Consider the following 19,129-nt stretch of genomic DNA (forward strand, 5'->3'; position numbering starts at 1 on the left):
CATTTCTCATTTCTCATTTCTCATTTCTCATTTCGCTTATGGCTTATGGCTTATGGCTTATGGCTTAGGTCTGAGTGCTAACCTTAATCAGTCGCTTTTATGCGAAAGTTTGAGCACTAAATCTCGAACGCTAAACTTTGATCAATAACGAGGCAGTACGAAAACGATAGAGTAGAGGTAGATCTAAATAAAAGGGATGTGGAATGGATATCTGGTTGTTGGTTGCGTTGGTACTAATGAGTCTGTTTTTGATCACGGTCGTTATTGCCGCGAGCAACAATGGCAGCCATCTAAAAGGCAATGTGGTGATTTCTCTTACTGCAGTGGCTTTGAGCGTGCTGGTCTGGTCTCAACTGAAACAAGAGTTACCTCAACTTCCTTTGGATGATAGCAATAACTACACGGCAACAGATTTCGAAGATGAGCTTCAACAAAGTCTCAAGCAAGACCCGAATCAATCCGACTTGTGGTTTAAGCTTGGTGGTGTATACATGCAGAAAGGGGAGTTTGATGCGGCATTCACTTGCTACGATTATGCGATTCGCTTAGATCCTCAAGCGCCTTCTGGCCTCTATGCTGCCAAAGCAACCGCACTTTATTATCTTAGCTCTCAAGCGATGAGTGATGATGTTAATGCGTTGTTGGAGCACTCCATGCAGCTTGATCCCAATGATCGTACGGCATTGATGTTGATTGCGACCGATCACTTCATCAGCATGCGCTATCAACAAGCGATCGACGCGTGGACTCAAATCTTAGATTCCAATCAGAAGGGCATTGATCGTGTCTCTATTATCCATTCGATCAACCAAGCCAAACAGATGATCCGTTAAGCTTGGCTAATTGCTAAAGAGGCGGCCTTACTTAAGCTCTCATCTCTAAGACTATTGGTTTTCCTGCATTTCGATTAAGCCACCAGCATTGTGGATTTGAGTAAACCCTTGAGCACGCAAGAATTGATAAGCTTGCTCTGAACGATTGCCACTGCGGCAGTACAACACGATGGGTTGGTCTTTATCTATCTTAGCAAAGTGAGTAGCCACTTCAGAAAGAGGGTAGTTGATGGCGTTGTCTAGATGCCCTTGTTCGAACTCCTCAGGCGTTCTGACATCAACCACTAATGCGCCTTTCTCAATTAATTCCCAGCCTATCTCAGCACGTTCAGAAGCGTACACTCCAGAACTTAACAACGTAATGCACAATGCAGAAAGCGAAAGTAGGGTTCTCATTCTTAATTCCTTGAATTAGAAACTAGGTATTTAAAGGTCGGCATCGGTTTGAATACGCGAGAATCTAGCGCTTAAGATTCAAAATAGAAAAACCAGCCACACAACAATAGTGTGACTGGTTTTTACGTAATGGTCTAACTGACGAGATTAGTATTCGTAGTTAGCTTCACGTTTTTCGGCTTGCTCTTCCCACTTGGGAACAACCGTGTCTAAGAAGTGTTGTTTCTCAGCGTTCATCTTATCCATGTCCATTCCTAGCGCTTTTTGAGCCGCCTCTTTGGTCGAAATGTCAGGAATTTCAATTGGGTCCGTAATGCCTTTCTTCGCAAGTAGACGAATGATCTTAGTACGAGCATCGGCTGCGCGATCAACGGCAGTACCTAGCACTTCTAGAGCGATTTCTGGTGCATGCATATGAATACCGTGAGACGCAATAGCGTAGTCCCAGCGCCATTGAGCATGACGGATATCCAGTAGGATTGGCTCCATCTCTTGCTCTGTCGCACCGGCTTCCCATGCTGCGCCCGCTTCAAAGTGAGCAGCAACGATTTGTTTCTCTGCTGTCAACTTCATGTTCAGTACTTGCGCTTTACGGCTTGAAACGATGTTACGCATGGTTTCTTTAGATTGAGTATGACAGTTTGCACACGTGTCTTCGAAGCGGTCGAATGGGTTACCCACTTTATGGTCGGTGTAAACGGTGCCGTCTTCTTTGGTGACTTTAGGCATATGACAGTCAGCACAAACGACGTTGTTCTTACCGTGAATACCTTCGCGCCATGTTTCAAAGCCTGGGTGTTGCGCTTTTAGCATCGGTGCTTTAGATACTTTATGCGTCCAATCTTTAAAGTTGATCGCATCATAGTAGCGTTCCATATCGCCAACGGTTGTACCTTGGTCCCAAGGGAATTTCACGCTCTTATTAGGGCCTGTGAAGTAGTACTCCACATGACACTGCGCGCAAACAGACGCTTGTTGGTCTAATCGGCTTTGTTCATCGAACTTTTTACCAATCGCTTCAAATGCACGTTCCACATAAGGACGAGTAACTTTCAGCGCGGGTTCGCCATTCTTAAAGCCTTCACTTTGGGTATCGTGACAGTCTGAACAGCCAATAGGGTTAACGATCTCGTTGCCAAGACGCGCCCATTTACCTTCGAAATAACCATCTTCGCCACGCTCTTCAATCACACGAGCGACATCAGGGCTCTTACAGCTCCAACAAGCCATCGGCATTGGGCCTGAGCTTTCGTCAGTTGGCCCGCCAGTACGTAGCGTTTGTGTTACGTCGTCAATGGCATAAAAGTGTCCACGCGCTTTATTGTAATCTTTTGCGAACCCGTAGCCTGCCCACATGATGACCATATTCGGATCTTCTTTTAGAGCATCTTCAATGACTTCGCTTTCTGACGTCTGTCTCCATGAGTGGTATTGATCGGGGTGGTTTTGCTCGAACTGGTCGTTACGAGGATCGCCAATTTCTTTTTGTTCAGACGCAGCAAAACTGGTCGCGCTTGCTAGTGATGCGCTAACCATTAATAGTGCTGTGACCGAATTACGTATCCAATGCTTTTTCACAGTGATATCTCCAATATACTGATTTTTATACCAAGCGTTGTGAGTTTGCTATTCAAATTAAGAACTGGAGAATTCCTGTTTATATTAATTCATAAACAAACACATTTTGTTACGTGTCGGTAGTTTGCTTGTTTTAGATCAATTAACGGCAGTGACTTCAATCACGTTGAAGTTTATATAACCCTAAAGGGGTATGTGTTGGCGTGGTTATTGGAATTTAATTGATAATTATTATCATATATAACAATCAATTACCTAAATTGACCATGATATAAATAGGGTGATTGTGTTCACACATTAACCTACTCATATTTCGTATTACCTAATTAGAGGTATATTCTAACTATAGAAAGCGTTGTGGCTTATCCAAAATAAGAATTGATATCATTTAAACGATAATAATATCGTTTAAGGGTACTTTTGTTTAACCGGAATATTATTTAGTTGAGAGTTAAATAATGCCGGTATAAGGAAAGGATAAAATGGGCAATATTAAATTGGCCATAGTCATAATGCTTAAATCCCTTCTAGCATTCTGCCTCTATGGTTATTCCATTCATGCTGTTGCTGAGCCTGCTGTTACGCCAGTAGGAGAATCAACAAGACATGAAGTCGAATTAATCCGCGACAAAGATTACAAGTGTGTTCAGTGCCATAAAGATTCCAAAGAAACCGTATTGGGCTCTCATGGCGAAAGCGCACACGCTTTACTTGGCCGTGAAGTGAATTGTACTGATTGTCATACCTCTATTGGCCCCGATCACCGTGAAGGTGCACCTGAAGTGGTGAAGTATCGTTCGGCTCAATCACAACCGGGAACTGAAAAGGTTTTCCTAGATCCAAGCTTAATTCTAGATGCCAATAGCCAATGTATAGATTGTCATAAACCGGATGATCTTCGTGAAGCTAGCTGGACTCACGATGTTCACGCGCAAAACTTAACCTGTTCAAACTGTCATGACGTTCATGCCACTGAAGCGAAAGTGTTGGGTTTAGATAAAAAGCAAACTATCAAGCTGTGTGTGGATTGCCATTCAGACTTCAACCAGAAGAAAGAAGGGGAGTAATCTATGAGCTGCTCAAGAAGAAACTTTTTAGCAGGTGCTGGTGCCGTTATCTTCACCACGGGTGTTGCGGGAACTGCGGCGGTGACAAGTCGTAAGACGCTAGCCAATGTTCAAGAAGATGGTACTAAACGTTATGGAATGATTCATGACGAAACCGCGTGTATTGGTTGTACTGCTTGTACCGAAGCATGTCGTGAAGTAAACAAAGTACCTGAAGGTGTATCGCGCTTAGAAATTGTTAAGAGCGAACCCCAAGGTGAATATCCAAATGTTGATTACCGTTTTACCCGTAACTCTTGCCAACATTGTGATAATGCCCCTTGTGTGATGGTTTGCCCAACAGGGGCGGCCTACAAAGATGAAAAAACCGGCATTGTCGACGTTCATCAAGAGAAGTGTGTGGGTTGTGGTTATTGCTTATTAGCTTGTCCATATCAAGTGCGCTTTTTCCATCCCGAGAATAAATCCGCAGATAAATGTAACTTCTGTCGTGATACCAACCTTGCACAAGGGAAGTTGCCTGCTTGTGTCGAATCTTGCCCGACCAATGCGTTGGTATTTGGCGATCTCAATGATCCTGAGAGTGAGATAAACCAGGTGCTTCAATCGGAAGTGGTTTACAGAGATAAAGCTTACCTAGGTACTCAGCCAAAACTCTATAAAGTGCCACACCAAAAAGGGGAGATTTGATTATGAGTGCATGGGACACAGCTTTTCAGTCTGGTACCGTGGTATGGGACTGGATTATAGCCATCTATCTATTTCTTGCGGGGATGTCGGCGGGTGCCGTCATGATCTCCATTTACCTTAAGCGTAAGGTCATTGAAGGCGATCCTGCCCATAATGGTGTGTTAAAGGCCACAGCTTTTCTTGCGCCCTTTGGGATCATTTCAGGTCTGTTGATCTTGGTTTTCCACCTAACAAAACCGTTATCATTTTGGAAGATCATGATCTTCTACAATCCAACGTCTGTGATGTCGATGGGTGTGATCTTATTCCAAGTGTATATGGTGATCTTGTTTCTTTGGATCGGCATTATATTTAGAGATCAAATCGTTGTGTTCTTGAATGACCAAGTATGGTTAAAAGGACGACTCGATTTTGTCGGTAACTGGATTGGCAAATTAGAAGTGTTCGAGAATGCTTTGGAAATATTCTTAGCTGTTCTTGCTCTGATGCTTGCTGCTTATACCGGATTCCTGCTTTCCGCTTTAAATACCTTCCCACTGTTGAATAACCCAGTGCTGCCAATTTTGTTCTTATTCTCGAGTTTATCTTCGGGAGCGGCGGCATGTATTTTATTTGGTGTGTTGGTCTTTAAAGAATCACCTCATAGCCCGAGTATTTCATGGATCCACGGATTCGAACGCCCTGTTGTGATGTTTGAATTATTTGTTCTTATTACTTTCTTTACTGGTCTTATCTTCACCGGTGGTCAAAGTGAACAAGCAGTATGGAACGCGATTGGCAGTGGTTTCTGGGCAAGCTGGTTCTGGTATGGCGTGATCGGCGTTGGCATGGTTTTACCATTGCTGCTGAATGCGGTCACCCCAACGTCTATCCGTCATAGTTCGGTGTATATTTTCTCTGTAACTTCGTTAAGCCTAATGGGCGTGTTAATGCTGCGAACTTTTGTCCTTTATGCAGGGCAGTTAACGTTAGCTTAATTTCGCGCAAGTTTATTAGTGAGCAGATGTTGGATACTAAATATCTGCTTATTAATGAACATACTCTTAATAAGTCTGTTTTTGATAAACATGCTTTTAATGAAAATGCTTTAAATAAACATGAGTTTGCGTGTTCTAATTGGCTCTGCTCTAGCGGAGCCTTATTGAGGTGATATGGTCGGTTCTGTGGGATTGTTTAGCTTAATTTTGGTTGCTGTCCTCAGTAGCATTATTGCTGTGTCATCTCTTTATCAAATGCTAACTAAACAAAGATTGAATATTGGTTTAATTCGTAGCTTTTCCCTTTCCAGTGCCTTGTTTTCGAGTGGCGCGATTGTTCTTCTAGGCTATGCCTTTATCAGCGATGACTTTTCTATCCTCTATGTCGCTGAACGTTCCAATACACAATTACCATCCTTTTTTAAAATGGCGGCCGTTTGGGCGGGTCATGAAGGTTCGCTGTTATTTTGGGTACTGACTATCAGTTGTTGGTCAGGTGTTATTGCCTTGCAGAAGCACTACTCAAGTGAGTATCAAAGTCGTGTTTTGTGGGTGATGAACGTACTGTTGGCAATCTTCGCTTGGTTTACTTTGCTTGCATCAAACCCATTTGAAATGAACTCGACCTTGCCCCTTGAAGGACGCGACCTCAATCCAATGCTACAAGATGTTGGTCTGATTTTTCATCCGCCTCTGCTTTATCTTGGTTATGTCGGTTTTTCTGTGGTGTTGGCCTTTGCTGTTGCCGCCTTGCTGGTCGATCCAATCGAGTTTGACTGGGTTGTGCATTGTCGAAGCTGGTGTTTGACTGCGTGGATCTTTCTAACTTTAGGGATCGCCTTGGGCTCTTGGTGGGCGTATTACGAATTAGGTTGGGGAGGCTGGTGGTTTTGGGATCCGGTTGAAAATGCGAGCTTGTTACCTTGGCTGACATCGACCGCATTACTGCACAGCCTAGGTGTTGCCAAAGGAAAGCAGCAGCTGTTGAAGTGGTCTCTAAGCCTTGCGTTCATTACGTTTTGTTTGAGTATCTTAGGCACCTTTATTGTTCGTTCTGGCGTATTAACGTCTGTGCATGCGTTTGCGGTTGATCCAACTAAAGGCATCGCGCTGTTATTAATACTCGTGGCTGTGCTGTTGAGCTCCTTCTCGTTGCTTATTGTGAGAGGCGAGTCTTTCGAGTCGAACCCGATTACCAGCTTCGCGAGTAAGAGCTTTTTGAGCTTAGTTGCGGTACTCATTTTTGTACTGGCGACCGCTGTTGTAGTGTTTGGTACGTTTTATCCAATGGTCTTTGAACTGCTTGGATTGGGCAACATATCGGTAGGTGCGCCGTACTTTAATCTATTGATAGCGCCTTTGGCTTTGCTCGCACTTGGCGTGGTTGGTCTAGCTCCTTTGCTGAGTATTAAACCGCAAGCAAGCAAAGGTGTGATTGTCTCGTTAGCTTTGGTGTCATTGGTGCTCGGTTACCTTTGTTATTCTTGGCAAATTGAACAGGCACAACTACAAGTAATGGCGCTGCTGACTTGGGCGCTCGCCTTCTGGGTGGTATTGACGCATGTTTATGGCTTAGTGGTGACGCGAAGCTCCAAGTTCCAACGCAAAGTTTGGGTGATGACGTTTGCTCATGTTGGGATTGCCGTTTTAGCCGTAGGCGCTGCGATGAACAGTTACCACTCATTCGAACGCAGTTATAAATTGAGCCCAGGCGAACAGGTTGAGTTTGTCGATTGGGTTATTTCTCATCGAGACACCGAGCTTTATGTCGCTTCAAATTTTACCGCTGAAAAAGCAATACTCGATTTAAAAGATGAAGAGCACACCTTTTTGATTGCGCCAGAAAGAAGGCATTATCAAGTTAGAGTGATGAACATGAGCGAACCCGCGATGAAGTGGTTCTGGCATGGTGATGTTTATATCACGATGGGCGAGAAAGTAGACGCCACGTCTTATGCATTTAGAGTGCAGTATAAGGCTTACGTGCGTTGGATTTGGTTTGGTGCACTTTTCTCAATTTTGGGTGCCGTACTTTCATTGACACATCGTAAAAAGAAAACCGTTAAGGCTGCCCAGTATGCATACCAGCGTTCGTAAAAAACTGATTCTTCTGTTCACAATGGCCCTGATTTTGGTCGTTGCTTTTGTGTTTGTGATCGAGAATAAGCAGCAAACGACGATTGTGTCACAACAACAAAGAGCGTTCCCTGAATTCACGTCTATTGAGCTAATGGATAGTGAAAGGGGTAACACAGGCAAACAGGCACTTACGTTAGCTGATATTACACAGCACCCTTACCAGCTCGTTAATGTATGGGCTTCATGGTGTGGTATTTGTAAAACAGAACACGCGTTTTTGCTCGAATTGCAGAAGAAAGGCGTTCCAATTGTTGGTCTCAATTATCGAGATAACCCCGGAGCGGCGCTTAATGTATTGTCCAGCGACGGAAATCCATATTCAAAAGTGATCAGTGACCCTCAAGGGAAGTTGGCTTTAGAACTCGGAGTCATAGGGACTCCTGAGACGTATTTAGTCGATGCCGATGGACAAATCGTGAAGAAACTCTTGGGCGTGTTGAATGAATCGATTTGGCAGGAGCAACTTGCCGTCTATTTTTCGGGTACAAACGGATGATGAAGTCTCTTCTACAAATAGTCTTTGTGCTTTCAACGACGCTGCTTGCCATTTTTCCTCTTCAAGCGGAAGACCTTTTTACTGCAGGTGATAAAGAGACAAGCATTCAAGTCGAGCTGTTTGAGTTTGAAAGCCCTGATCAACAACAACGTGCTATTACTTTGGCAAAATCGCTGCGCTGCCCACAATGTCAGAATCAAAATTTGATTGAATCGAACTCTCCGATAGCAAAAGACTTGCGTCTGGTTGTGTTTAATATGGTGAAAGCAGGGAAGAGTAATAATGAAATTACTCAATACATGACGGAAAGATTTGGTGAATTTGTGCTCTATAAGCCATCAATGGGAGCCTCAACCCTATTACTTTGGCTCTTACCGATCGCACTTTTTCTCTTATTTATATATTTATCAGTAAAAAGTGTTAGAAAGAGCTCATAAAAATTACGTATTACTGTTTACCAATTAACCTGTATTTTGTAACATTAAGGGATTATAAAGGCTGAGCACTGTTATATAAGGATGTATTTGTGGATAACCTAATCTCAAATTTGAAAAAAGAATTCCATACCCATGTCCAATCCGACAAGTGGGGAGAAAAATACAGTGCTAAGTCGAGTATTTCTACGCTTACGCAAGAAGAACTGACCGAGCTGGAGAATGCTTGGGTTCAACTGGTCATTTGGAAGCAAACTCAAGTAAGTTGATCGTTCTGTAAAAAGTAGAGCCTCAGCCGCAACTGATTAATTTATAACCCCATGTTGGTATCACCAATGTGGGGTTTTTTCTTGTTCGATGATTAATTGTTATAATGTAACACTTTGTGCGTAGTCGACCTTGAAAAAAATTGTTAACAGCCCCATAGTGTCTATCATTAGATAGTTGGCTACAAAAACTTGTTTAGACAAATAATGTAGTGTTGTTAAATACATCGAATTTTCAAGTGAGTATAAATATGGCGGAAGTACGTGCCAGAATAGATTTCAAAGTAGGGGTAACGAGCAGTATTGATGCTGAACTTCTGTCTTTTCATGGATTGAAAACAGATAAAGAGCATGTTGCTGTGATATTTAAATCAGCCGATAAGACACAAGACATACCTCTTGTTCGTATGCACTCTGAATGTCTTACTGGTGATGTTTTTCATTCATCTCGCTGTGATTGTGGCGAGCAGCTAGACGAAACCATTCAAATCATGGGTGAAACTGGCGGTGTGATTCTTTATCTACGCCAAGAAGGTCGTGGTATCGGCTTATACAACAAGATTGATGCGTACCGCCTTCAAAGCGAAGGGATGAACACTTACGAAGCGAATAACCACTTGGGTTTTGGCGACGACTTACGTGATTTCACCGAAGCTGCAGAAATGCTGCGTGCTTTGGGTACTACAAAAATCCGCTTGGTGACCAACAACCCTAAGAAAATCAACGAACTTAAAGAGTTTGGTATTGAGATTGCAGAAGTGGTTAACACTTCGGCCCACATTAAATCGGGTAACGAAAGCTACTTGAAGGCCAAAGTCTCACACGGTAAGCATAATCTGGACATCTGATTAGCCTCCACTGTTGCGCTTAACACAAAAATGTTTAAAGACCTCACAAATGTGAGGTTTTTTTGTATTTATCTTGCAATAAAATTGTAAGTTTGTATTATTCCAATCTGTAGTGCAAATGATAATGGTTTGCACTATTACTACGAATAATAATTTAAAGCTCAACAAGGATGCTTCATGACCATTAAATCTTTAGTGACCAAAGCCGTAACTTCGTCACTCATTTTTGCCTCTGCTTCTTCTTTCGCAGCAGTAACTCAAGATCAAGTTGTAGAACATTACGCAGATATTGCTCATGCAGTGTTTGCAGATTCAGTAATTACAGCAAAAGCGTTGAACTCTTCTATTGATACCTTCTTAGCTTCTCCTTCTGCTGGCAACTTCGAACAAGTAAAACAAGCTTGGCTTGAGTCTCGTGTACCTTATCAACAGTCTGAAGTATTCCGCTTTGGTAACGTTGTTGTTGATGATTGGGAAGGCCAATTAAACGCATGGCCACTAGATGAAGGCCTTATCGATTACGTTTCTTCTGATTACCAATATGAGCTTGGTAACGAAGGCGCAAGCGCAAACATCGTTGCGAACAAAACGTTCCAAATTGGTCAAACTACTGTAGACGCAACCAACATTACTCCTGAGCTAATCGCAGATCTTAACGAGATCGGCGGTTCTGAAGCAAACGTAGCATCTGGTTACCATGCGATTGAATTCCTACTTTGGGGCCAAGATTTAAACGGCACAAACAGCGGTGCAGGTGAGCGTGCTTACACTGATTTCGTTGTTGGCGCTGAGTGTACTAACGGCAACTGTGACCGTCGTGGCGCATACCTAAAAGCATCAGCTGAACTACTTATCCAAGATCTAGAGTGGATGGAAAAGCAGTGGGCTGAGGGCGAGAAAGGCAACTACCGTCAAGAGCTTCTTTCTGAATCTAGCGACAACGGCCTACGTAAAATGTTGTTCGGCATGGGTTCACTGTCTCTAGGTGAATTGGCTGGTGAGCGTATGAAAGTAGCTTTAGAAGCTAACTCTACTGAAGATGAGCACGACTGTTTCTCTGATAACACGCACAACTCTCACTACTACAACGAGCAAGGTATCTACAACGTATACACTGGCTTGTACAAGCGTGAAGATGGTTCTCTACTTTCAGGTCCTAGCCTGTTTGACCTAGTTGAGCAAAAAGACGAGCAAGCTGCCAAAGAGATTCAAAAGCAGTTTGACCTAGCACGTGCACAAGTTGGTCAGCTTGTTGTTTCTGCAGAGAAAAACAACCAGCATTTCGATCAGCTAATTGCTGCTGACAACGCTGCGGGTAACGCACTAGTAAACAAAACAATTGTTGCGCTAGTGTCTCAAACCGCTGCAATCGAGCGTGCTGCTGGTGTTATTGGCATCGATAGCCTAAACCCAGACACAGCGGATCACGAGTTCTAAGAACCCGAGTCCAAAACTATTGTAAGGGCTCTCATTGAGCCCTTAATTGTTTGCTACTCAAGAAAGTTACTCCCAAATAAAAACTAAAATCAAAAACACAGCAAGGCAATGTATGAAGTCGTATCTCTCAGCCTCACTATTAACCGCACTGTTTTTCTTATCTCCATTACACGCCCATGAAACCTACTCAGGTGGTAAAACAACGGTGAAGAAAGAGGGCGCTAATGCTTTTTCTCTTCCTGCTGCCAACCTGCCAATGAGTAAACGCTTGGATTTCAGCGTAGGTAACAGCTTCTTTAGAAACCCTTGGGTTCCTGCACCATCATCAACCGATGCTCGTGATGGATTGGGTCCATTGTTCAACACCAACGGTTGTCAAAACTGTCACATCAAAGATGGTCGTGGCCACGCGCCAGAAAAAGGTGATGAGAACGCGGTTTCAATGTTGGTTCGCTTGAGTATTCCTGCCGAAACACCAGAGCAGAGACAAGCCTTTATTCGCGATGGTGGCATTCCAGAACCGACTTACGGTGGACAGCTACAAGATTTCGCGCTTCAAGGTGTGAAACCAGAGGGTAAAGTGAACATCAGCTACACCGATGTTCCGGTTGAATTCAAAGACGGCACCGTCGTGACTCTGCGTAAACCAACCCTAAAGATTACTGAACTTGCGTTCGGTGAGATGCACCCTAAAACTGAATTTTCAGCGCGTGTTGCGCCGCCAATGATCGGCCTTGGCTTGCTTGAGAGCATTTCAAAAGAAACGATTCTTGGATTTGCTGAGCAGCAATTAGCTGACAAGCAAGGCATATCAGGCAAAGCCAACTACGTTCTTGATGTTCAAACCAATGAAATGACGTTAGGCCGTTTCGGTTGGAAAGCCGGTCAGCCAAATTTAATGCAGCAAAATGCCGCGGCGTTTAACGGTGACTTAGGTCTAACGAGTCGTTTATTCCCGAATGAAAACTGCACATCAGCGCAATCAACCTGTGATGATTTTCCGAATGGTGGCGAGCCAGAAGTCAGCGACAACATCTTAGATTTCGTTGAGTTCTATTCGCAGCATTTAGCGGTACCTATTCGTCGTAACGTCGACAATCCAGTCGTTGTTCAGGGTAAAAAGCTGTTTAAAGACGCGGGTTGTCAAAGTTGTCACCAAGCTGAATTCCGCACGGCTGAGCGTGAAGGCTTGCCTGCATTGTCTAATCAGTTAATTAGCCCATATACCGACATGTTGCTACACGATATGGGTGAAGGTTTAGCAGATAACCGTCCTGAGTATCTTGCCAATGGCCAAGAATGGCGCACGACTCCTTTATGGGGATTAGGCTATACCAAAGAAGTGAATGGTCATACGTTCCTGCTTCATGACGGTCGCGCAAGAAACGTTATGGAAGCGGTGCTTTGGCATGGCGGTGAAGCAGAAATGACGAAACAAAACGTTCTGTCTTTAAACGCCACAGAGCGTGAAGCACTACTGGCGTTTTTGAATTCGCTATAGTCGGTCTGAGATTCAGTCGTTCAACGACCGAGTTAACCTAAAGAACACAACCGCTGAACTTGTAGGAATACGAGGTCAGCGGTCGTTTCATATTTATTGAACTCATATAATTAAAAGAAAAAATAGGAAGTAAGGTAACAGCATGACTCATAAATTTTTGTTAATGCCTTTGTCGGTATTAATCATGGCAGGCTGCCAATCATCGGGTGAGCAAGCCGCTTCATCTGAGGTTAACGGTGTGTCTTATCAAGCAGACACGACCGATCACATCAGTCGTAGTGTCTATCAACAAGAGTTTGATTCAGCCGTTCTATTCGCCAAGCAAGCGAATGAGCTAGAAGTCTTGATGCAGGGTTACTGCCAAACCAACGAAGTTGAGTTAGATGCATTGAAAAATCAGTGGCAGCTCACCATGAACAGCTGGATGGCGCTACAAGGCCAAGAAAGAGGCCCAACAGCAGCGCTTGAAGAGAGCTGGAATGTTCAATTCTGGCCAGATAAAAAGAACACCACCGGCCTAAAAATGCGCCAGCTGACTCAGAAAGATAAAGTTTGGTCTCAAGACGAAATTGCTCAGCAGAGTGTGACAGTGCAAGGACTTGGCGCATTGGAGTGGTCGCTTTATGACGAGCAATCGCCACTGCTTCAAGACAAAGCGCTAGGTTGCCAGTCGTCGCAAGCGATTACTGAAAACTTAGCGATTAAGTCATCTTCGATTGCACAGGCATGGCAGGTTAACCCTTGGTTAGCGCTGGACGAGACGCGTTGGGAGTCTGAATACATCGCTTTATTGACCAACCAACTTGATTACAGCATGAAAAAGCTGAGTCGTCCGATGGCGAAAATCGGTCATCCACGTCCTTACTTCTCAGAATCATGGCGTGCACAAACCTCGATGACTCAACTAAAAGCGAATGTAGCAGCACTTCAAAAGCTTTATCTGGCTGATGGCAATGGCCTAGATGGCTTATTGAGAGAGAAAGGCTTAAACGACCTTGCTGATCGCGTTGCTGAGCAGTTCACATTGACGCTAGATACTTGGCCTACAGACTCAAGCTTGTTTGAGTTATTACAGAGCAAAGAGGGCTACCGAGATGTGCTGACTCAATACAACAAACTAGAACGTTTGAAGTACCTGATTCATGAAGAAGTGGCGATAGAGCTTGGCGTGGTAATAGGATTTAATGCTACCGATGGTGACTGATACTACGCGAAGAACGCTACTCAAGGCTGCACTGGGTTGTGCAGCTGTTCCAGTACTTCCATTTGGGTGTGCGAGTCGAAAGGATGGGGTGAGTGCGTCGAACGATCCCCAGCTGATTGGTTGTGCGCTTAATGGTCGTGGTCAATATTCAGCAGTTGTGGCCGACGAATATGGCATGCCATTGAATCAGCTACCGATCCCCGATCGTGGCCATGGCGTCGCGATTTGCCCAACCTCATCGCATGCGGTGGTATTTGCTCGTCGTCCTGGTGACTATTTTATGGTGTTTGACTATAAAAGCGGTGAGCAAATCAAGTTAGTTGTGAAAGGAAATAATCGTCACTTTTATGGTCATGGCGTTTACTCATTAGATGGCAAATTACTGTATGCCACTGAAGGGAAAACGGACAGCAGCCAAGGTGTGATTGGCGTTTACGATGTCGCACAAGGCTATCGTAAGGTCGAGGAGTTCACAGGCTTTGGTATTGGCCCTCATGAAGTGATCATCATGCCGGATGGAAATCTCGCGATTGGCGTTGGTGGCGTTCATACTGATGGCAGAACCCCGAAAAACTTGGATTCAATGCAACCGAGCTTAAGTTATGTTTCACCTGAAGGTGCGCTGCTTGATCAGGTTGAATTGCTAGACAAGAAGCTGAGCATTCGACACTTAGCCCATGATGGTGCTGAAACGGTACTTTGTGGTCAGCAATATCGTGGTGAACCAGATGAGTATCCTTCGCTATTGGCGATGCATACTAAAGGCGGGCAGTTTGAATCACTGAACGCGGAACCAGAGCAATGGGCAAGGTTCAATCACTATATTGCGAGTATTGCGGCGTCAGACGATTGGATTATTGCGACTTCGCCAAGAGGCAACTGCTACGGTATTTGGTCTAAAGAGACCAAAGAATTAGTGGAACTCTCTGCGCTGTCGGATGCTTCTGGTGCTGTGCTGCTTGATGGTGAGTTTCGACTTAGCTCTGGAGCGGGCAGTGTGGTGAGCCAACGCAAGCCTTATGAGAAATCCAGTCAGCAATCATCCATCCAGTGGGACAATCACTGGAGTGCAATCTAGTTCATAAAACTCCTTAAAAAATAACATGCTTACTCCTATTTCTTTGCCATACTTATGAGATGATTGGTGATGGGGTTAAGCATGTTAGCGAAATACTTCTGTGGATTATTGGTGTTAGTGTCTGTGCATGCATGGAGCTATACGAGTTCTGACGAGAGCCGATTTATTCCGGCTGATTCAGAACTCTCATTTATGCTGATTTATCCAGAGCTCACCCAGAGTATTTATCAAGACTCTTCTCTGCCTATTCTGTGGGATTCCCCTGAACTTGTTAAAGCGTTTGAATTCCAATTGTCGCTTTTAGAACAAGCGCAAATGGCACCGCTCTTCGAACGACAACTCAAGCAAATCCGTCACTATCAATCCCATGCTCAATGGCAAGAGTTAGACATCTTATTAACCGATACTTTTATCTACTACCTTAGCTACGTTGAAAATGCGCCACTTGCCGGTAAGGAGTGGTACTTCTCGGGCAAACTGCGTTCCAAGTTACCCGCGCCTTCTCCGCATATTCTAATGAGATTAAAAAGCAGCGTCGCCAATGATTACTTATTGGAGATGGTGCTGTCTTACGCGCCGCCTGTTGGGGATTTTGACCAATTCAAAGCAACCTATTCGGTGTTAGAAACCGCCTCTGAACTCAATATCGAACGCTATAGACAGAAAGGTTTGAAGCGATTAGGTGATCAGCTTTCAGACAAAGCCATTCTTGTTGAGCGTATTGCTTTAGTCGGCGTTGATACCTCGATGATCGCCGTCGATTTTCCCGAGTTCGGTCGAGATCTGCAAACGGCGATTAAATCATTTCAGCGCATGCACGGCCTTACAGACGATGGGATCGTTGGGCCAGACACGATCAAATGGATCAACATGAGCTTTGATGATCGATTGACGTCATTGGCTTTGAATGCGGAACGCGTGCGTTTGTGGCCACGAGACAGAGACTCACTCATTGTCGTTAACGTACCTAGCTTTGATATGAAGTATTGGGAAGATGGTGAAGAGGTTTTTGAGTCCAAAGTTGTCGTGGGCAGAAAGTCGCGAAAAACACCGCTTTTAGAGATAAACCTAGATTCAGTCATACTAAACCCGACTTGGAATGTGCCGTGGAAAATCATGGTCAAAGACATCCTGCCTAAGGTAAAAGCAGACGAAAGCTACCTAGAAACACACAACTTCCAAGTGATTGACGGTTGGCGCACTATGGAAACAGTCGATACCACAGAGATCGATTGGCAGACCATTAATTTCAATTCTTTCCCATATCGAATGCGTCAGCAGGCAGGCTCGCGCAATGCATTAGGTTTGTACAAGTTCAACACTCCTAACAAGCGAGCTATCTACTTGCACGATACACCAAGTAAAGGCCTGTTTAATGACGACTTCCGCGCTTATAGCTCCGGTTGCATACGTGTCGAACATGCAGAGGAATTGGCTGAGTTGTTGTTTGCCACCAAGGTAAGGAAAGTACCGAACCAGAATGATGACCTTGCTCCTAATACTAAGGTTCGCCTCAAGAAGCGAATCCCCGTGCATATCATCTATCAAACCGTGTTGTTTGAAGAAGGGGGCATTCAGTATCGAGGTGACATCTACCAATATGATAAAGAGGGTGGTTAATTATCAGTGAAGCCAATAAGGGTGATCTTGACCAAAAAATGACAACGAAGCTTCTATTGATAAAATTATAATGTGGATCAATAACTAACCGTGCAAAGGTTACAAATACTAACCTTTTGGGCGGCTTTTTGTACGTTGACGCAGCAATTTCCATTATGTATCGTGCATTTTTCGTTCGATCTAATTGGTTTTTTTGCTGTATGTCTCAAAGTTTATTTTCACGCCGTCAGTTTCTGACTTACGCTGGTGGTACCGCTGTTGTCGCCTCAATCACTCCTTCTATCGCTTTTGCTTCATACCCTGATCAACCAAGAACGATTAGCATGAACAATCTTCACACTGGTGAACGATTAGAGACCTGTTATTTCGATGGCACTAACTATGTTGGTGATGAAATGGCTCGTTTAAGCAAATTGTGCCGTGATTTCCGCCGCAACGAAATTCATCCGATGGACAAGAACCTGTTTGATCAGATCACACAGATTCAAAATGTTCTGGGTATTCAAAAAGAAGTTCAAATCATTTCTGGTTACCGTTCTCCAGCGACCAATGAAGCATTGCGTTCTAAGTCGAGTGGTGTAGCCAAGAAGAGCTACCACATGTTGGGTAAAGCGATCGATTTCCGTATTGATGGCGTCAACCTAAAAGAATTAAGAGACGTAGCCAAAAGCCTGAATGCGGGTGGTGTCGGTTATTATGCGCGTAGCAACTTTATCCATATTGATACTGGTCCTGTACGCAGTTGGTAGCGTTAAGCTGAATTTGCGAGCGAATGCTAGGTACTTGTCAAAGTAGACATCCAATGTCATAGTTTGCCCAAATTTCAGTTTGCCCTCTAAGGTTTGTATATGTCTCTTAAGTATCAAGTTGTTCCTGTTACCTCTTTCTCTCAAAACTGCTCAATTGTGTGGTGTGATGAGACAATGGAAGGCATTGTTGTCGATCCGGGCGGTGATGTTCAGCAACTGGCTGCTATCATCGAAGAGTTAGGTGTTAAAGTGGTGAACTTGGTATTGACTCACGGTCACTTAGATCATGTGGGCGGAACAGTACCACTTGCTGAGATCTTGAACGTGAACATTGTTGGCCCACATAAGGCAGACAACTTTTGGCTTCAAGGTTTAGAGAATCAAAGTCAGATGTTTGGTTTCCCACTGTGCAAAGCTTTTGAACCAAACACATGGTTAGAAGAGGGCGACAAAGTTACTTTTGGTAACCAAGTGATTGATGTGATTCATACACCGGGTCATACACAGGGTCACGTCGTGTTATTCAGCGAGCAAGCGCGCATGGCGTTTGTTGGCGACGTTTTATTTAACGGTGCTATTGGTCGTACGGATTTCCCACAAGGCGACTTCAACACACTGATTGCTTCAATCAAGACTAAGCTTTGGCCGCTAGGCAGTGACGTGACATTCGTACCGGGTCATGGTCCTGAGTCTACATTTGGCCGTGAGCGCGCATCAAACCCATTCGTAGCGGATGAAATGCCTCTTTATTAATTAAGTCTCTGATTTAATATAAGAACGATTGAAAATGAAGCTTAGCTTTTCTTATGAAAGTTAAGCTTTTTTTATGGTTCATCGTGGATTAGCGTGCGAGTTTATTTCTAAACTTGTCTGTTTTTAATCAGAAAAGCGCTCGGCAGCCGCCAAGTAGCGTCGAGCTAGTCCAATAAACTCCTCTCCACTGATATTCAGATCATGGGTTGATATGAAAATATCGTAGCCGTGAAACCCTCTTTGATATTTCATCCTGTTCGCAAGCATCGCCTGTAATCCTGAATAGTCTTTAATCAACGCGTTTTGAGTGTTTGATTCATTAGTTGAATCAAGGGCAGTCTGTGGCTGGTAATCACTGACGTTATCGTCGTCGATATTCTCTGAGTCTTTATATTGGCTCAATTCAACACAGCCGTTTTCGGTACAACGCGTGTGGTAGTGCGATGAGTCTAAAACCATGTCTTCAAAGTTCGACTCTTTACCCGCTTGTTTCGCTCCCAAGTACAAAAGCGCACGTTGGCTCAGCAATAATTCGCAGGTTATTTTTGGGCAAATAGAGTCGAGGTAGGGCGAGTAATCTTTCATTTTAATACCGACCCAAGGGAGAGGTTGATGCCACCCTTCTTGTTCGTAGGTACACATGCCAATTTTTTCAATATTACTCCACTTTAAAACCCATCCACCTTTATAAAAATGCTGTTGAAAGTGAGTGGGGGTGAGCGTGAACATCACTCTGCTACGAAGCATTAAATAATAGCCCGTGCCTAAAAGTGCGCTAATGCAAAATGCACCCACGATCAGCAGTTTTGAGTTATCAATGTATAACGCCATGATTAGACAAGCGAAACCTAAAATGATGGCGATAATTCGATATGATTGCGTAAATGCAGGCAAAGAGAAATTTGTAAGGTGACGAGTGTCCATAGGCAACACCAAGTTTTCATATTTTTGTCTGGATGGATAACCAGTGTATATGACCCTAAATTGATAAGTCTATGTTTAAATAATAGACGGTGGTAGACAATATCGGTATTTTTCGTCGACTTTCGACGCTTCACTCTAC

Annotated in this window: 19 protein-coding genes; 16 read left to right on the forward strand and 3 right to left on the reverse strand. The window is 43.9% G+C overall.

Going from position 1 to position 19,129, the window contains the following annotated elements; all coding sequences use genetic code 11:
- Nucleotides 1-203 precede the first annotated feature (203 nt).
- Nucleotides 204-833, forward strand: coding sequence for a TPR domain-containing protein (locus BCT49_RS08360; protein WP_102434839.1), 630 nt, complete (start codon nucleotides 204-206; stop codon nucleotides 831-833).
- A gap of 51 nt (nucleotides 834-884) precedes the next feature.
- On the opposite strand, the gene BCT49_RS08365 is transcribed toward BCT49_RS08360, so the two are convergent.
- Nucleotides 885-1,229, reverse strand: a complete 345-nt coding sequence (locus BCT49_RS08365) for a rhodanese-like domain-containing protein (RefSeq protein WP_102434840.1) — start codon at nucleotides 1,227-1,229, stop codon at nucleotides 885-887.
- Nucleotides 1,230-1,376: 147 nt separating this feature from the next.
- Entirely contained in the window at nucleotides 1,377-2,807 is a 1,431-nt protein-coding gene (nrfA, locus tag BCT49_RS08370; protein ID WP_198595835.1) for an ammonia-forming nitrite reductase cytochrome c552 subunit, read from the reverse strand.
- A 482-nt stretch (nucleotides 2,808-3,289) separates the two neighbouring features.
- Here nrfA and nrfB point away from each other — a divergent pair, with 482 nt between their 5' ends.
- From nrfB to BCT49_RS08440, 15 genes are all read left to right on the forward strand, one after another.
- Nucleotides 3,290-3,874 (forward strand): cytochrome c nitrite reductase pentaheme subunit, encoded by a 585-nt coding sequence (gene nrfB, locus BCT49_RS08375; RefSeq protein ID WP_086713605.1) that lies wholly within the window; start codon nucleotides 3,290-3,292, stop codon nucleotides 3,872-3,874.
- Nucleotides 3,875-3,877: 3 nt separating this feature from the next.
- Entirely contained in the window at nucleotides 3,878-4,564 is a 687-nt protein-coding gene (gene nrfC / locus BCT49_RS08380; RefSeq protein WP_102434841.1) for a cytochrome c nitrite reductase Fe-S protein, read from the forward strand.
- 2 nt (nucleotides 4,565-4,566) lie between these two features.
- A complete protein-coding gene (gene nrfD / locus BCT49_RS08385) occupies nucleotides 4,567-5,541 on the forward strand; it encodes a cytochrome c nitrite reductase subunit NrfD (RefSeq protein WP_102434842.1) in 975 nt (324 codons plus the stop codon).
- Nucleotides 5,542-5,715: 174 nt separating this feature from the next.
- Nucleotides 5,716-7,638 (forward strand): heme lyase CcmF/NrfE family subunit, encoded by a 1,923-nt coding sequence (locus tag BCT49_RS08390; RefSeq protein WP_102434843.1) that lies wholly within the window; start codon nucleotides 5,716-5,718, stop codon nucleotides 7,636-7,638.
- Nucleotides 7,619-8,176 (forward strand): DsbE family thiol:disulfide interchange protein, encoded by a 558-nt coding sequence (locus BCT49_RS08395; protein WP_102434844.1) that lies wholly within the window; start codon nucleotides 7,619-7,621, stop codon nucleotides 8,174-8,176. Before BCT49_RS08390 ends, BCT49_RS08395 begins: the two co-directional genes overlap by 20 nt.
- Complete coding sequence (gene nrfF, locus BCT49_RS08400) at nucleotides 8,173-8,613, forward strand: heme lyase NrfEFG subunit NrfF (RefSeq protein WP_102434845.1); 441 nt, start codon at nucleotides 8,173-8,175, stop codon at nucleotides 8,611-8,613. The genes BCT49_RS08395 and nrfF overlap by 4 nt, the downstream gene beginning before the upstream one ends.
- A gap of 89 nt (nucleotides 8,614-8,702) precedes the next feature.
- Nucleotides 8,703-8,879: a hypothetical protein gene (locus tag BCT49_RS25805; protein ID WP_017106656.1), complete on the forward strand. Its 177-nt coding sequence runs from the start codon at nucleotides 8,703-8,705 to the stop codon at nucleotides 8,877-8,879.
- A 209-nt stretch (nucleotides 8,880-9,088) separates the two neighbouring features.
- On the forward strand, nucleotides 9,089-9,724 hold the full coding sequence (locus tag BCT49_RS08405; RefSeq protein WP_017110963.1) for a GTP cyclohydrolase II: 636 nt from the start codon (nucleotides 9,089-9,091) through the stop codon (nucleotides 9,722-9,724).
- Between the two features lie 177 nt (nucleotides 9,725-9,901).
- Nucleotides 9,902-11,161, forward strand: coding sequence for an imelysin family protein (locus BCT49_RS08410; protein ID WP_102434846.1), 1,260 nt, complete (start codon nucleotides 9,902-9,904; stop codon nucleotides 11,159-11,161).
- A gap of 112 nt (nucleotides 11,162-11,273) precedes the next feature.
- A complete protein-coding gene (locus tag BCT49_RS08415) occupies nucleotides 11,274-12,662 on the forward strand; it encodes a di-heme oxidoredictase family protein (protein WP_102434847.1) in 1,389 nt (462 codons plus the stop codon).
- A gap of 142 nt (nucleotides 12,663-12,804) precedes the next feature.
- Nucleotides 12,805-13,866, forward strand: coding sequence for an imelysin family protein (locus tag BCT49_RS08420; RefSeq protein ID WP_102434848.1), 1,062 nt, complete (start codon nucleotides 12,805-12,807; stop codon nucleotides 13,864-13,866).
- Nucleotides 13,856-14,944: a DUF1513 domain-containing protein gene (locus tag BCT49_RS08425; protein ID WP_102434849.1), complete on the forward strand. Its 1,089-nt coding sequence runs from the start codon at nucleotides 13,856-13,858 to the stop codon at nucleotides 14,942-14,944. Before BCT49_RS08420 ends, BCT49_RS08425 begins: the two co-directional genes overlap by 11 nt.
- Before the next feature lie 81 nt (nucleotides 14,945-15,025).
- Entirely contained in the window at nucleotides 15,026-16,564 is a 1,539-nt protein-coding gene (locus BCT49_RS08430; protein WP_102434850.1) for a L,D-transpeptidase family protein, read from the forward strand.
- Nucleotides 16,565-16,764: 200 nt separating this feature from the next.
- Nucleotides 16,765-17,313 carry a YcbK family protein gene (locus BCT49_RS08435; RefSeq protein ID WP_004733385.1) on the forward strand — a complete coding sequence of 183 codons (549 nt, stop codon included), beginning with the start codon at nucleotides 16,765-16,767 and terminating at the stop codon, nucleotides 17,311-17,313.
- Nucleotides 17,314-17,412: 99 nt separating this feature from the next.
- Nucleotides 17,413-18,066 carry an MBL fold metallo-hydrolase gene (locus BCT49_RS08440; RefSeq protein ID WP_102434851.1) on the forward strand — a complete coding sequence of 218 codons (654 nt, stop codon included), beginning with the start codon at nucleotides 17,413-17,415 and terminating at the stop codon, nucleotides 18,064-18,066.
- Nucleotides 18,067-18,189: 123 nt separating this feature from the next.
- On the opposite strand, the gene BCT49_RS08445 is transcribed toward BCT49_RS08440, so the two are convergent.
- Nucleotides 18,190-18,990: a DUF2982 domain-containing protein gene (locus tag BCT49_RS08445; RefSeq protein ID WP_102434852.1), complete on the reverse strand. Its 801-nt coding sequence runs from the start codon at nucleotides 18,988-18,990 to the stop codon at nucleotides 18,190-18,192.
- Nucleotides 18,991-19,129: the final 139 nt, after the last annotated feature.

Source organism: Vibrio lentus (genome assembly GCF_002875945.1).
Classification (GTDB): domain Bacteria; phylum Pseudomonadota; class Gammaproteobacteria; order Enterobacterales; family Vibrionaceae; genus Vibrio; species Vibrio apostichopi.

Coding starts and splice junctions, on each gene's coding strand:
- BCT49_RS08360 (WP_102434839.1), top strand. CDS start 204: ATGGATATCTGGTTGTTGGTTGCGTTGGTACTAATGAGTCTGTTTTTG.
- BCT49_RS08365 (WP_102434840.1), bottom strand. CDS start 1,229: ATGAGAACCCTACTTTCGCTTTCTGCATTGTGCATTACGTTGTTAAGT.
- nrfB (WP_086713605.1), top strand. CDS start 3,290: ATGGGCAATATTAAATTGGCCATAGTCATAATGCTTAAATCCCTTCTA.
- nrfC (WP_102434841.1), top strand. CDS start 3,878: ATGAGCTGCTCAAGAAGAAACTTTTTAGCAGGTGCTGGTGCCGTTATC.
- nrfD (WP_102434842.1), top strand. CDS start 4,567: ATGAGTGCATGGGACACAGCTTTTCAGTCTGGTACCGTGGTATGGGAC.
- BCT49_RS08390 (WP_102434843.1), top strand. CDS start 5,716: ATGGTCGGTTCTGTGGGATTGTTTAGCTTAATTTTGGTTGCTGTCCTC.
- BCT49_RS08395 (WP_102434844.1), top strand. CDS start 7,619: ATGCATACCAGCGTTCGTAAAAAACTGATTCTTCTGTTCACAATGGCC.
- nrfF (WP_102434845.1), top strand. CDS start 8,173: ATGATGAAGTCTCTTCTACAAATAGTCTTTGTGCTTTCAACGACGCTG.
- BCT49_RS08410 (WP_102434846.1), top strand. CDS start 9,902: ATGACCATTAAATCTTTAGTGACCAAAGCCGTAACTTCGTCACTCATT.
- BCT49_RS08415 (WP_102434847.1), top strand. CDS start 11,274: ATGAAGTCGTATCTCTCAGCCTCACTATTAACCGCACTGTTTTTCTTA.
- BCT49_RS08420 (WP_102434848.1), top strand. CDS start 12,805: ATGACTCATAAATTTTTGTTAATGCCTTTGTCGGTATTAATCATGGCA.
- BCT49_RS08425 (WP_102434849.1), top strand. CDS start 13,856: ATGGTGACTGATACTACGCGAAGAACGCTACTCAAGGCTGCACTGGGT.
- BCT49_RS08430 (WP_102434850.1), top strand. CDS start 15,026: ATGTTAGCGAAATACTTCTGTGGATTATTGGTGTTAGTGTCTGTGCAT.
- BCT49_RS08435 (WP_004733385.1), top strand. CDS start 16,765: ATGTCTCAAAGTTTATTTTCACGCCGTCAGTTTCTGACTTACGCTGGT.
- BCT49_RS08440 (WP_102434851.1), top strand. CDS start 17,413: ATGTCTCTTAAGTATCAAGTTGTTCCTGTTACCTCTTTCTCTCAAAAC.
- BCT49_RS08445 (WP_102434852.1), bottom strand. CDS start 18,990: ATGGACACTCGTCACCTTACAAATTTCTCTTTGCCTGCATTTACGCAA.